This window comes from Acinetobacter sp. UBA6571 (genome assembly GCF_002434085.1).
In the GTDB taxonomy this organism is placed as follows: domain Bacteria; phylum Pseudomonadota; class Gammaproteobacteria; order Pseudomonadales; family Moraxellaceae; genus Acinetobacter; species Acinetobacter radioresistens.
In genome coordinates, this window is sequence record NZ_DJJJ01000001.1 from 22,266 (window position 1) to 35,257 (window position 12,992).

Sequence of the window (12,992 nt, forward strand, 5' to 3'; positions counted from 1 at the left end):
TAAAAAGAACCGCCCAAATAGGACGGTCTTAAATTGATTTTGATTAATACAAATTAAATAATGTGTTATTTGCCACAAATAGCCGTGTAGCAAGCTCGTTTGTCTTTCTTAGCACCACTTTACTATCGGTAATGCTAATGACCTCTAAATTCAAATCAGGAGCCAATAGCGCACCTTTCAAGCCATTAATCTTAGATAAATCCAAAGCCTGCCCCTTCATGTCTAAGATTGTGATGCTTTTCCCTGCTTCAGCTGAAGTTTTAAATAAAGTTGGTGTTTGAATACCAATCACATTACCTTTTTGCAGATTAAGAGAATCAAAGCCTTTCAGATTGTTGCCTGTGAGCTTATTTTTAAGATTCTTTGCAATTGAAAGCAGCGAATCAAATGAACGTTTCATCCAGCCAACGATTGATCTGTCATCTTTCACCACGGCATTTTTAAGCAGATCAGTTAATACTTGCTCATCATCTCTTACAAGCTCGGTCAACATTCGTATTGCACTTGGCTCAACATCCTTTTTAGACTCAAGCACACGATCAACAATAGCTTCATTGACCTGTTTGGATACCTCAGACATAGGCTCAAATGCTTTCACAATTTTTTCATTCGCTTGCTGCGAGGCTAAAGCTTCGTTTTGAATATCACTTAATTTTCGTGCAAGCGGTGTATTTGTGAGTAATGCATCATCAATCTTTTCTTGAAGCACATTATTTAAGTGTTTGCCATAATTGCCCGGGCTTGTTGACCAATCTTTATCAGGCTGCACATCTGGCAATTCATCATCAATAGTAATGCCTTGCTTTTTGGCTTGCGCTTCAGTCAAAGCATCCACACCGCACCGACATAAAAAGCCATTTGGTGGGTAGTGTGTCAGCCAAAATGAGTCATCGATATGCCTAACAATATTGTTTAAAGCTAAATGACTTGGACGAACTCGACTATCCGTTAATGATGAATATTTCAAATAAGGCCGATTAGCTTTATTCTCCTGCTGCTGCGTCCAGATACCGTGAGCATAAGCATTCTGAATATTCGTGCGGAAAATATTATCCAGGTGGTGCGGGCTAAGCTCAATCCCTGACTCTTTAACCGCCTTTTGAAACTCTTGAAATGTCGAACCGCTTTCAATTGCTTTGTTAGATAGATTGATTACAGTCTTAATCTGATCAAGTGAAGCCAATCCACTTACTGTGGTTGCGTATTGTCTTGCATTCAAATCCAATAAATAGAACTCTTCAGGCAGAACAACACGCTTATCACGAGCATAACGGAGTGCTTCAGCGTAGGTTATTGTCATCACTTGCTCCGCTGAACATACCCGACCACATCAAATAAATATAAAGCTCTTGCCATGATTGCATTGAATTTCTCAACCGATTCGCTCAACATGGATTCGTATAGCTTGGCTTGCAGATCATTAACATCGGCAGATGACTCAACAACTTTAAGCAGCTCACTTTCCGAGAATAGCTGCTTATCGATTACATCAATTTTATCATCCACTTCTTGTTGATTTGGATCAATACCCTGCATGTCAGCCTTGAAACTAAATGCACGTTTCGGAATAGCTGAAAAAGTCTTAGGTGTTTGCTCTTGAGTCTCTGCAATATCACCATCTTGCAATCCATATTCACGCTGAAAGTATTGTGGTGTTAGATTTGCGCCTGCATTTTTAAGCTTTACATCGCGCTCAGCTTTATCTGTCTCAAGCGACTTTTCATCACCGATAATGATTTTATGCTTCGACCACTGGTTCAACTCACACAAAGCATTTACGACTGCTTGAATCGTCGGTGTAATCATCCGAATATCAGACTTGAGTTTGTCTTTCCGTACATTCTCATGCACTTGGCCCAATGCTCGACTGCCTGAATTATCAGTGCCGCTTGTAAGTGTTTGGCCTAAAATGAGCTTTTGAATCTGACGCTTGATTTCGGTATTGAATGTTTCAAATGACGACCCTGCTGTGCCTTGCGCCCCCCCAAGTACTTCTACATCATCCTCAGCATCAATTGAGACAACAGACTGAGCATGAGCAGACAGTAGTGCATCATTCATTGCCCGAATATCTTCATCATCACCATCTTTCACCTTTCCAAGCAAAATCGGTGTGCCAAATCGTTCTAAAAACTTCGCCCAGAACTTAAATCCATTCTGTTTGAAGAAGAATAACCAGTAGAGTGAAGCTAATAACGCCTTGCCATACGGTTGCTTATATGAAGATTTGCGACGAGTTAGGAAAAACTTAACTGTTTGATCTACTTCCACCTCATAACCCGATTCAGCACGATAAATCAAACGACCATCGTTTTTAGGCTCAAACCACTCCATCGGCTTTTCGCCAATCCATTTAAGCCCAATATGCGTATCCTTTTGCTCGTAAATCGCCTCTTGCACCGAATAGCCAAAGAACAGCGCATTGTGTGCACACGTTGCAAGCTCCACGAACCACTCATTCATCTCTTGAGTAAGCAATTCGGCTTCGGGTGTGTCGTTAGGCTCTAAACGATAAGGCGCACCAAGCAACGCATCCAAGCGAGTTTCAGCAGCTTGACCAATCTCATCATCATCAAGTAAGACAGACAATCGGTGACGTTGAATACCTGCTTTCATTAAAGTCTCGTCAACATCGGCAGCTTTGCCGGCATTAAAAAAACTCTTTACTGCTAAATGAGAGTCGAGTGAACCATTAGACAAAGCCTTATTTTTAACTTTGTCTTTTTTAGACTTTGCCATAGTTATTCCTAATTAAATGTTCTCGAGCCTGCGCCAGATGGCCGGGCTTTTGTCCTGGCTTCCAGTAATTCATTAAATGCATCACTTCCAGCATCGATTTGGTCATCATGCTTGCCGTTTGGAAAGTTACGCATTTCCTCAATCAATGGCTTATTCCAAGCACCGCGAAGCATCCGCACATTGCCGACGTTGACCTGAGCGGCAAAAGGCTGAGCACGGGTAATCTTATCACCAGAAACAGTCTCGGCTTTGACAGAAAAACCAGCCAGCATTTTGATAAAGCTTTTAGCTTGAGCCTTACCAGCTTGTCCCGGATCTTGGGGTAATCGAATTGCTACAGACTTACCATCCATCTCAGCAGTTTGTTTAATACGTTTCTCAACACCGTCTGGTCCAAGCTGGGCATGCTGCACATCCACAATGTAGATATACCCATCCTTGCCTTTGGCTTGACGCATACCAGCCGTGTAGTCACCCTCATTTTCAGAAGATGCCAAATCCCAAGCGCGAACCTCTTTAATAATTTCACTCGGCAATGCATCTACAATTTCAATATTGTCAGGCTTAAAAAAACCACCGGCTGGTGGTGATGGTCTTTGACGATATTGCCCTGAGAAAACATAAGGTGCTGCCAACTCCATTCGATTTAATGTTTCAATAGTATGCTTTGCAGGCCAGAGCGCAGTGCCATCATCTTGGATTGCAGAAAGGCATAAGTGTTGCCATTCTTCACCATTACCGCCATCAAGCAGCCAGCCTGCCAAATCTTCCTCATGCAAACGCTGCATAATGACAATGATTGGTGTATCTGGTGAGTTCGTACGAGACTCAAGTGTATTTTGGAACCACTCAATTACACCTTTACGAATGGTATCGGATCGTGCCTCACTCGCTTTATGCGGGTCATCAATAATGATTGCCCCACCAAATGAATCTCTAATCTTGCCAGCACCAAAACCTGTAATAGTTCCGCCCGTACCCTGTGCATAGCACACACCACCAGCAACAGTGCGCCAATCATCCTTAGCCTTACTATCATCCCGTAGTATAAGGTCGGGAAATATCTTTTTAAAAGCGGGCTCTTGGACCAGATTACGAGTCTGAAATGCATTATTTGCAGCCAATGTGGCAGAGTAACTCACATGAATAAATTCGCAGTCCGGCACTTTACCAAAGCACCAAGCCATAAAATTAATTACCGCCAATTCAGTCTTGGAGTAACGTGGTGGAATATTAATGATTAAGCGTTTTATTTCACCGCGAAAAACTTTCATAAGTGCATCGCAGACCACCCGATGATGCCAGTTATGCATCCACTTATACTTACGACGTTCTTTGAACATATAGCGAGAGAAGAAATACAAATCCTCTTGAGCTTCAACTTGTATTGCCACATCTCTCGCTTCAGTAGTCATTTAAAATATCCTCTCGGGCTTTTTTAAACTCATCCAAAGTAATGGTTGTATTGACTGTCTGGATTGGCCCGCCATTCTTGCCAGTATGTTCTACCTTGTCGTTGAACATACCAATGTGTTTGCCAATGAGCTCAAGAGCCTTATTCGCTCCCGAATGTTCAAATTTAAACTCACCAGAGGGCTCACCATCAATCATCACCTCTTCAGCTTGCATGCATCTTTCAGCTATAGATTTGAGGTTTTTCAATACATAATAGCTATCCAATCCAAGCTCTCGATTTCGCTCTTCACGCAGAAAAGCAATCCGCTCTTTTACTTCCGGACGATTAAAAACCACCCAACCATGTTGACGAGCACTTCTTTCACTAAATCCGGCTCGTGCTGCTGCATTCTTGATACTAAGATCAATTAAATATTCATGGCAGAACAACTCATGACGATCATCCACAAGTGGGTCTGCGCCAGGGTATTGTTCTGACATATTTACCTCAATTATCAAGTATTGACCGAATATTCTTTACCCGTTCCTTCAATACAATGATCTTCTGATCAACCATGATCATTTCACTTCGAGTCATCATTGAGCGCGACAGGTTTTGATATTTCGATATTTCTTCGGTTAGGGTGCGAAGGTTTTGCTGTACTTCCTGTGTGTTCATAGTCAGCCACCCATTAGCATCGCCAATACACCAGCAACTACAACCACTGCCAGTACAAGCACAATTACAATCAAATAGACGGCACTTTTACCAGATTCATCCGTATGCCAGTCTTGCTCAACAAAGCGACTCTCGTCTAAATCGGTTTTTAGCGGATTATGTACTGGGACCATCTTGGCTTGTCGCTTGGTATGCTGTGTTGCACGCTGACGCTTAATTTTCTTTTGTTTCCGGTTCATGTTTCATACCTTCTTCTTTTAGCTCTTCTACCAAGACGCATTTATAGACTTTCTTGCCCACAAAGAATCCACCTAGACGTTCACACTCTGCGGCTACTTGTATGTGTGTATAGGCATGGCACAAAGACCAAGCCACAATAAAACCCAGCAGGAATTGCCACATAACCTTCACCCCAAAAAGAAACCCTCCGAAGAGGGCTTAAAATTCTTTATCTATCGAATCTTGGTAAAGTTTTTCTTTAAGTAAATAACCCTCAAGTTCCCATATCTTTTCACGGGCATTTTGGCGAGCAATCTTGTTGCCAATTTCTTGATTGAAATTCTCTTTGCTCACACATGCCGACTTACCATCAATGGTGAATCCGTTTTTCAGTGTTAATTGGCAAATAACCGTTCGACCATCAGGAAGGTTGGTATAAGTTTCACCAGCAATAACACTATCAATATGATCTGGTGTTAAGCGTGGTGCATTTAAGCCTTTATCTTGAATCTCTTTTTCAATCTCTTGTTCTGACATGGTTTTTTAGCCTTCCTTCAAACAACAAAAAAGAGCGCTCACGCACTCTCACATTTCCCACACTTCCTGCATTCCCTCACCCTAAACATATCGTTCTCAAACTCCCAACAGTGGAAGCAGAATATCTGGCGTATAAAGCGGAGCATTCCTTTCTCCTTAATTATCATACGATAATGTTTTCAAACACTTAGCTTGATTAAATTTATCTTTTTGTCATCTTATTCAGGTCACCAGACCAGTATTCATGGTTACACTTCTGGCATACCCAAACGCTGCGCGTCCATCCCATTGCTATAATTTGATCACCATGAATTGTTTTGATCTTTTTGTAGTCATGCTTGCACGTTAAACGCTGATAGAGAGCCACCAGTATTCCAATTGGTAGCAATGGAACAATCAGGATGTTCACTATTAATTTCCGTAAATCCATCAAAACACCTCTCTAACCATCCCAACCTTCACGCTTCATTGTGTTTTCCTCAGCAGGGTAAATGTCTTTTTAAGGGCACAAAAAAAAGCCCACCTTTCGATGAGCTTCTTAATTAACTTTAGTGTTTCAACGTACACTTCGGTCACTATAACAGAAATACTATACCGCGCGTTTAAACGAGTCAACACCAAAAGCATCAAATATATTAAACTTCTGCCTTATTAGATCAATGTTGCTAAAGCATTCAGTGCGTCCGCGAAAAGGCTTCTTGGGTGTATACCTGTATTTTTTCAGCAACCTCAAAATCATTGCTTCAAATTTATAGAGCTTTTTCCTATCCCCGTTTTGGAGACTCAAGACATCATAGTCATATGGGAGTCCACTCCTATCGGGGAATCTAACGTCTAAAGATTTTGTGGTAATTCCAATTTTGTAAAACTCTTCCTGATCATCGTAACAACGAATTATATAAATCATTGCACCATGATCTAGCAGGCTTTCTTCATTGCAGGCTATACACCCTCGGCCAGCTAATAGCTTCTTTGCTCTAGTTCTCACCCAGCCATGTTTAGGGCATTTAATTTTAACTAATGAGTCCACATCTTTGTTAAATACAACCTTTGAAAAGTCATATTCAAAGTCTTCATAGGTTAATTCTAAGAGTTTCATAAAATTTTGGTGACGACGTTGCATAGCTGCGGCTACGCAAGTATTATTGCGCACAGTCATTTTGGAGCCTCGATTTCAATTTGATTAGAGCCATATAGGTGTTGGTAGCACCTGTATGGCTTGCTTAAATATTATACCATAAATATAAATAAACTCATGATATTCTTAATCTTTTATCGTGTGCATGAATAAAAAATCTGGCACAACCAACCATGATATTCACCTGACTTTTAGATTGATTTGTGATACCGCCCACAGCATTTAAACTACGATTCTCCACCTTGTGCTTCACCAGACACATCACTGCATACTTGGCTGTAAAATCCACTGACTCAGATTGAAAGATACTCCTCAACAACGCCTGCACCTGATCTGCTTCAAAGTCGCTAATCTCACAACGGATATAGGCCTTACCCTTCGGCATTTCCTTGCCTGCTTCACGCATCAACCAGTAAATCTGATTAATATGCAAACCATCGGGATAGTCTCCTCCTCTCATGCGCTCAGTTTCACACCAAGCCCCGAACTGCTCCAGCCAGCCATCAATTGTATATTTCGCCCAATCCATTATTTGTGTTTTCACTGCCGCATTCATCCCGTTCCCCTTATACCTTCAACTTTTCAATTGCTGACCTAATCCACTCAATCACCAAACCTTTCCGAACCTGCTCAGTTGTGCCCCGAATGACAATCCAGCCCATGACTGCTGCCGTACTGTATTTCTCGCAGTCCGATGAATAGCCCTCACCGCGTGTATGACGACCATTGCTATACACACCACCTTCCACTTCAACCAAAATCGGATACCCATCAATCCTGAAATCTGCTTTCCATTTACGCTCAGGGTGAAACCTAAACTCTTTGGTGTATTCGATCTTGTATACATCCAGATGAGAGCTAAGTAGCTTCTCACCCGGACTTACCGACTTGCGCGGCTTCGGTCTTATTGCAGACCGAGCCACTGGTTTTGATTGCACTTGCCAGCCTCTAGGTGTCTTCATTAGCACCTCGCAATGTCACAACCCTTTCGTAGGAGCGGTTTAGATTCTCCTCCACCGATATTCCTTGCTGAAATCCAATTTCTAAAATTTTAATTTGATGTGAAAAATCAAAATGGCCTTTACTTAAAAATCCCTTAACCAATTCAAGCACAGCAACCAGATGGTTTTTTGTGTCGGAGTTGTAGAGTGTTTCTACTTTTTTGAAATCACTTAAAAATTTAAAATACTGATTATCAGCTTCTCGAAAGCCCACGCCGATATTTAGCCACTCCCTTGTCACAAGATCAGGACACCACTGCACAATTTGCCAAGTTCCTTTAATCATGACTCACCTCGCAGAAACTCCCTACGCTGTCCGCACTTAATACAGTCCCGTACCGAACCATCTACTGTTGCATCAACCCAGCAGTGCTCACACTTCCGGCGCTCAGCTTCGAGAATTGCATCTGGTACGCCTCGGTTGAGTTTGTTGAGTTCGGTTTGCATGGCTTGAGCATATTCCACAGCCCAAGCAACAATTTCCTTATCATCCACATCGTGATAGCGCGGCATACTCATGTGCAGCAAGGCATACTCATGCGCCATATCCTCAATTGACTTCATGGCATGCCTCCACGTCTGCGATGGCTTGTTCAGCCTTCTCAATTTGAATGAGAACAAGTGGCTTGTTGCAATGAAAATAAGTCGCAAGACTGAGTTTGCTCTTTGTCTCTTTTACCCATGCTTTTAGAGAGTTTAAACCGCCACACCTCTCAACTAGCTCATGACTCTCAACAAGGCGTTTTAGGTCGCAAAGACTGACAAATGGGCAATTTTCGGTTGGAGCAATCGCTATAAATGTATATTCCATCATATCGGGCAGATAGACATCGGTTTCTGGATAATCACACCAGCAATCAACAATAAGCTTTGCGGTTTTATATCCTTTCTTCTTAACAAACTCAGTTGCTTTCATAATTCCCCCTAGGCTCACGTTGTCATGCTTAGTCATGCGGTGGCTCCAAATAGTTGTTTTGCGTAATCCGTTGCACGAAAGGTGGTTGTATTTATTTTTTCGAGATAACCAAGTCTCACTAGGTGATATAAATACCCCCTGATCACTGCCTGCTTCTCATCAAGTACCGCTTCTCTCACATCCAGCACCTTGAATGGCTCCGCATGAACAGCAAAGAGGAGAATGGCGAAGTATTTCTCGAACCACGAAATCCCGGAACCTTTTAGACCTAGCTTCATGCCGCACCTCCTTGACCACTGACCTTGATTTCAACAGTGCAAATGGTGTCGTTGTGATTGCCACCATGGGCCACGGTTAATAGCTCGACAATCTGAAAACCTTTTGTTTTGCCAATACCATTAGAGTTCCAACCGAATGACAAAACTTTTCCACCTACTTTAGTGATGCGGGCAATTTCCTTTTTAAGATCTCCCCAGAATTTGGCCTGTGTGTCCTGGCTACTCACTGATAAGCCTAATTTTTTATAGCACTCTGAAACTTGTCTTGGGCTGTACGGCGGATCAAATAAAACGAGGTCTACAGACTCATCCTCAAAAGTCTTTAAGAAACTCAAAGCATCAAGTGCAAAGTCCGTATCCATAGTCCAATCAATATCGTTGGTGACCTTTGCTATTCGTGAAGTATTTGCAAAAGGATCAATGCTCAATAATTCGCAGCTGTTATGTTTTGCAATTAGCTCTCTTATGGGCTTAATAGAAAATGTATTTTTATTTGGCATGGCCCATGCTCTGGAAAATTGACCCACCCAATCCACGGTTTTGTTGTCATGTTGATCTTTCATGCTGCACCCCACGTTTCATCAAACAAGATAGATTCGGATTTGGCACATTTAGAGCAACCCTCACCATCACTTGCATCTCGCAAGTAGAAGTACCATTTGCCGCTTTTATACGAATCAATAATTATTTCTGCCGCTTTCTTTTTAACGTCCCGTATAGTGCTGCCCTCAGGGAAGCGGATAATTTTCCCAGACTCACCATGCGGGCCAGCAGATATATCTAGCTCATGGATTCGCACATAGTTGCCAAACCTATTTCTTTTCCTTTGCGTTGTGATAGTGAGCGTGTTGTAAGCCAAGTTGTCATAAGCACCCAAGCCTTCTAAATACTGAGTCTCGCTACCCATTGAGTCTTTTTGCTTTACCCAATTCCGCTCAAAAACTTCACCAAGCGACAAAACATCCCTACATGAGCACTTGTGATTAACACCCAATCCAGACAGATACCCATCTTCCTTAACCTTGCGACCAGAGTTGTATGTTGTTTCGGTCACTATTCTTTTGCGCAGCAGATCGCCAAACTTAACCTCCTGAAGAAAACTCACACCCCACCTCCCATGCTCTCGTAATACTCGGGACTCAGGTCAGCAAAGCTAGAACGAGCCAAATCAGTTGCCAGTCTTACGGTTCCGGTTGATCCGTTGCGGGCCTTTCCAATGATGATTTCTGCGGTTCCAGCTTCCTTAGAATCACGGTTATAAACTTCATCGCGGTAGATAAACATGATGATGTCTGCATCCTGCTCAAGATCACCTGACTCTTTTAGATCGGCATTAACTGGGCGTTTGTTTGGTCGGTTTTCAAGATTCCGGTTCAACTGCGCCAGAGCAAATACAGGGCAATCAAAATCACGCGCCATACGCTTAAGATCTGCTGAAACCTCACCAATATCCTTGTCACTACGGCCAAAGTTATTTTTAGTCAGTGGTGTCACTTTCTGGATGTAATCAACAAAGATTGCGCCAAGCTTTCCGTACTTCATTGACATCTTTCGAGCCGATCTACGGATAGTTGATGTGGTGGTTCGGGCATTGTCATCAATCTCAAGTGGAGCCTTTTCAAGAATGGCTGCGGCTGTATTGATCTTTCCGCAATCTTCCATTTCGGCATGACCACTTAAAACTTTACGAAGTTCAACCTGTCCGATGCCACTGATGAGACGCTGGGCAATTTGCTTGCCTGACATTTCGATTGATACAAACAGAACAGGCAGGCTCTGGTTGATCATCATGTCTGCCGCCAGATTCTGTGCAAATGTGGTTTTACCCATACTTGGACGAGCGCCGATAATAACCAGATCACCTTTCCCGATTTCACCAAGCTTGTTATCCAGTTCAATGAAACCTGTCTTGATTCCACCTTCAAATGCCCTGTTCTCATGAAGTGCCGCATGGCGATCCAAGAATTCACCAATGGCTTCTTTAGAAAACTCATGAGCATGTTTCAGCTTGTCATCGACCTGACCTATGTCCAGACCTGTAACTAACGCCTGTGCGCGATTCAGTGCTGTTTCTGAGGTATGTGAAACCATGTCCAGTGCAAGTGCACCAATCTGCTTACTTGCATCCTGAATCTTGCGACGAGTTGAAAAATCCTTAAGTTTTTTAATGTGAGTACCCAGCAGACTGTACTGAGCAATACGGCTCATCAGGTTCACCAGAAACTGCTCATCAATCACAGTGTTCTCAAGCCCATTAGAGCGGATCAGTTCCCACAAAGTAACTTCATCGTAAGCTTCGCCTTTAGCGAACTGGCTCTTGATGTGAGTGCAAATAACTTGGTGCTGTACTGCATAAAAATCTTTCGGGTCTAGTTGCTCGATGTACTCGTCAGTACCCTGCTCTGCACCAATGATGGTTGCCAGGATGCTTTGCTCAACCGGGATAGAAAATAATTCAATCATTGGTCCATCCCCTTAAATTTCTTGGCTACACCTTTGAAGGTGGTAACTGGTTGTTCAGGGACGGTTTGGGTAGGCACTTGCTCCTGGTATTCAGCAAGGTTGATATTCTGCAACCAAGATGCATTGAAGCCCTGCCATGAACGTTCGATGCAGATCTTCAGCACAGTGTTGATATTTAAATTTGCTTTGTTGAATTCACGCTCAAAACCTTTGAAAGCTGTTTCGGTATTGGCAGCTTTTTTGTTCTTGCGGACGAGCATCCAGTCACTAATAAGTTGAGTTTCTGCTCCAAGGTTTTTTAACTCTTGAGCAAAATTAAACTTAATAATAGTTTTAGATTCCTTTTTAGTTCCTTTTAGGTTCTGTGTCCCGTTTTTGGGACTCTTAGGTGGTAAAAACGGTACTGTTTCTTGGTAATTTTGGGACTGTTCCGTTTTTGGAACTGTTCCAAAATTGGTACTGTTTAATTCATCATCTTCACGGGTTCTTACACCCAGTAACCGGTACACAATAATTTGCTTTGTAGACCCTTTTCTGTGCCCAGTATCTTCAACTAAACCAAGTCCAATTAATTCACCAATTACCTTCATGATGGTTTTTCGGTTGAGTTTAGTGTCTTTGGTGATACGAGCAATCGATGGAAAACACGTATGGAATTCCCCTGCCCGATCAGCTAGAGAAAGCAGAACAAGTCTTTGAGCTGAGCTGTTAACAGGAGCAATCCAAGCCCAGCGAGTAGCATCAACACTCATGCTGTTACTCCCTCTGACACGAATTTTTGAATTACCCATGCTTCTCCTTTGGTTGTAAACATGGCCTGTGGATAGCCGGCTTCTGTCTGTTTAAGCTCCCCTAATCCTTGATCAATAAACCATTGTTGAAAAACGCGACTACGTTTGACGCAGCGGTTATATACGCCTAGCTCATCAAGTAATTTGTTCATGCAGACGGCTGACATACCAACCTTCTGAGCCACTTGCGTTGCATTCAGTAGGTTTGAACGCTCTACCACGGTGTCGAAGTACTGAACCTTAGGTGCTGCGAGTTCGAGCTGTTTAGCTTGATCTGCTGCGAGTTGAAGAGCTTCGGCGAAGGATTGGGGTAGCTTGTTTTGATTTTCCAGCTCGTACCAGCGCTTAACTAATGCCGCTGTAAATTCAGGGCAAAGCTGAGCAACTACGGTGATTGAGTCGAGCTTGCCTTGTTCGCCAGAGAAGATATAAACATCTACATCATAAAGGCGGTTATTGGCTTCTTTTTGCACAACCGCCACTGGCGGACATGCTATTACCCCTCTATCAGCAAGGCGCATAATTGAGCGCTTGGTATCATCATGTCGAGATTGAACAAGCTCTGCTATCTCAAGGCTTGTCATACTATGTTGATTGTGATTAAATTGTGTCATCATATTCATGTTTGAATCTCCTAGGATTTAGACACAAAAGCCCTAGCTATTTGCGGTAGCTGGGGCTTTTTCGTTTCCGCTGGTTTGAACACCGTGGATTACACAAAGAGAAATTAATTTCTGCCCTGTTATGAAATCCACATTCTTCCGCTTTCCAGATGACAAGAGCGAAATAAAGGGCTGTGAGCAGTTAGCCAACTTAGCAAGCTCTTGCTGAGTCAT

Annotated in this window: 21 protein-coding genes; all 21 read right to left on the reverse strand. The window is 42.7% G+C overall.

Annotated features, from left to right (window positions below; genetic code table 11):
* Window positions 1-43: 43 nt before the first annotated feature.
* Window positions 44-1,300 carry a phage minor head protein gene (locus B3X18_RS00130; protein WP_026444327.1) on the reverse strand — a complete coding sequence of 419 codons (1,257 nt, stop codon included), beginning with the start codon at window positions 1,298-1,300 and terminating at the stop codon, window positions 44-46.
* Window positions 1,300-2,739 carry a phage portal protein family protein gene (locus B3X18_RS00135; protein WP_026444328.1) on the reverse strand — a complete coding sequence of 480 codons (1,440 nt, stop codon included), beginning with the start codon at window positions 2,737-2,739 and terminating at the stop codon, window positions 1,300-1,302. Before B3X18_RS00135 ends, B3X18_RS00130 begins: the two co-directional genes overlap by 1 nt.
* Window positions 2,740-2,747: 8 nt before the next feature.
* Entirely contained in the window at window positions 2,748-4,154 is a 1,407-nt protein-coding gene (terL, locus tag B3X18_RS00140; RefSeq protein ID WP_286934876.1) for a phage terminase large subunit, read from the reverse strand.
* Window positions 4,144-4,635 carry a terminase small subunit gene (locus tag B3X18_RS00145; protein WP_286934878.1) on the reverse strand — a complete coding sequence of 164 codons (492 nt, stop codon included), beginning with the start codon at window positions 4,633-4,635 and terminating at the stop codon, window positions 4,144-4,146. The genes terL and B3X18_RS00145 overlap by 11 nt, the downstream gene beginning before the upstream one ends.
* A gap of 7 nt (window positions 4,636-4,642) precedes the next feature.
* Window positions 4,643-4,813, reverse strand: a complete 171-nt coding sequence (locus B3X18_RS00150) for a hypothetical protein (RefSeq protein WP_286934880.1) — start codon at window positions 4,811-4,813, stop codon at window positions 4,643-4,645.
* A 2-nt stretch (window positions 4,814-4,815) separates the two neighbouring features.
* The gene (locus B3X18_RS00155; protein WP_286934881.1) at window positions 4,816-5,052 is read right to left on the reverse strand and encodes a hypothetical protein; all 237 of its coding nucleotides are present in this window, start codon (window positions 5,050-5,052) and stop codon (window positions 4,816-4,818) included.
* Window positions 5,027-5,215: a hypothetical protein gene (locus B3X18_RS00160; RefSeq protein ID WP_174499025.1), complete on the reverse strand. Its 189-nt coding sequence runs from the start codon at window positions 5,213-5,215 to the stop codon at window positions 5,027-5,029. The genes B3X18_RS00155 and B3X18_RS00160 overlap by 26 nt, the downstream gene beginning before the upstream one ends.
* Before the next feature lie 36 nt (window positions 5,216-5,251).
* A complete protein-coding gene (locus B3X18_RS00165; protein ID WP_248124731.1) occupies window positions 5,252-5,569 on the reverse strand; it encodes a Gp49 family protein in 318 nt (105 codons plus the stop codon).
* A 202-nt stretch (window positions 5,570-5,771) separates the two neighbouring features.
* Window positions 5,772-5,999 (reverse strand): hypothetical protein, encoded by a 228-nt coding sequence (locus B3X18_RS00170; protein ID WP_286934886.1) that lies wholly within the window; start codon window positions 5,997-5,999, stop codon window positions 5,772-5,774.
* A gap of 159 nt (window positions 6,000-6,158) precedes the next feature.
* The gene (locus B3X18_RS00175) at window positions 6,159-6,692 is read right to left on the reverse strand and encodes a GIY-YIG nuclease family protein (RefSeq protein WP_250717142.1); all 534 of its coding nucleotides are present in this window, start codon (window positions 6,690-6,692) and stop codon (window positions 6,159-6,161) included.
* A 130-nt stretch (window positions 6,693-6,822) separates the two neighbouring features.
* Complete coding sequence (locus tag B3X18_RS00180; protein ID WP_286934890.1) at window positions 6,823-7,263, reverse strand: hypothetical protein; 441 nt, start codon at window positions 7,261-7,263, stop codon at window positions 6,823-6,825.
* Window positions 7,264-7,273: 10 nt separating this feature from the next.
* Window positions 7,274-7,669, reverse strand: coding sequence for a hypothetical protein (locus B3X18_RS00185; RefSeq protein ID WP_286934892.1), 396 nt, complete (start codon window positions 7,667-7,669; stop codon window positions 7,274-7,276).
* Window positions 7,656-7,994 (reverse strand): hypothetical protein, encoded by a 339-nt coding sequence (locus B3X18_RS00190; RefSeq protein ID WP_286934893.1) that lies wholly within the window; start codon window positions 7,992-7,994, stop codon window positions 7,656-7,658. Before B3X18_RS00190 ends, B3X18_RS00185 begins: the two co-directional genes overlap by 14 nt.
* On the reverse strand, window positions 7,991-8,272 hold the full coding sequence (locus B3X18_RS00195; RefSeq protein ID WP_286934895.1) for a hypothetical protein: 282 nt from the start codon (window positions 8,270-8,272) through the stop codon (window positions 7,991-7,993). The genes B3X18_RS00190 and B3X18_RS00195 overlap by 4 nt, the downstream gene beginning before the upstream one ends.
* Window positions 8,259-8,660 (reverse strand): hypothetical protein, encoded by a 402-nt coding sequence (locus B3X18_RS00200; RefSeq protein WP_286934897.1) that lies wholly within the window; start codon window positions 8,658-8,660, stop codon window positions 8,259-8,261. Before B3X18_RS00200 ends, B3X18_RS00195 begins: the two co-directional genes overlap by 14 nt.
* A complete protein-coding gene (locus B3X18_RS00205; protein ID WP_034593904.1) occupies window positions 8,657-8,902 on the reverse strand; it encodes a hypothetical protein in 246 nt (81 codons plus the stop codon). Before B3X18_RS00205 ends, B3X18_RS00200 begins: the two co-directional genes overlap by 4 nt.
* On the reverse strand, window positions 8,899-9,465 hold the full coding sequence (locus B3X18_RS00210) for a hypothetical protein (RefSeq protein ID WP_286934901.1): 567 nt from the start codon (window positions 9,463-9,465) through the stop codon (window positions 8,899-8,901). Before B3X18_RS00210 ends, B3X18_RS00205 begins: the two co-directional genes overlap by 4 nt.
* On the reverse strand, window positions 9,462-10,007 hold the full coding sequence (locus B3X18_RS00215) for a hypothetical protein (protein ID WP_286934904.1): 546 nt from the start codon (window positions 10,005-10,007) through the stop codon (window positions 9,462-9,464). The genes B3X18_RS00210 and B3X18_RS00215 overlap by 4 nt, the downstream gene beginning before the upstream one ends.
* Window positions 10,004-11,365, reverse strand: a complete 1,362-nt coding sequence (locus B3X18_RS00220; protein WP_174499055.1) for a replicative DNA helicase — start codon at window positions 11,363-11,365, stop codon at window positions 10,004-10,006. Before B3X18_RS00220 ends, B3X18_RS00215 begins: the two co-directional genes overlap by 4 nt.
* Window positions 11,362-12,117, reverse strand: coding sequence for a helix-turn-helix domain-containing protein (locus B3X18_RS00225; protein WP_286934907.1), 756 nt, complete (start codon window positions 12,115-12,117; stop codon window positions 11,362-11,364). Before B3X18_RS00225 ends, B3X18_RS00220 begins: the two co-directional genes overlap by 4 nt.
* Window positions 12,114-12,779, reverse strand: a complete 666-nt coding sequence (locus tag B3X18_RS00230) for a phage antirepressor KilAC domain-containing protein (RefSeq protein WP_286934909.1) — start codon at window positions 12,777-12,779, stop codon at window positions 12,114-12,116. Before B3X18_RS00230 ends, B3X18_RS00225 begins: the two co-directional genes overlap by 4 nt.
* Window positions 12,780-12,992 lie beyond the last annotated feature (213 nt).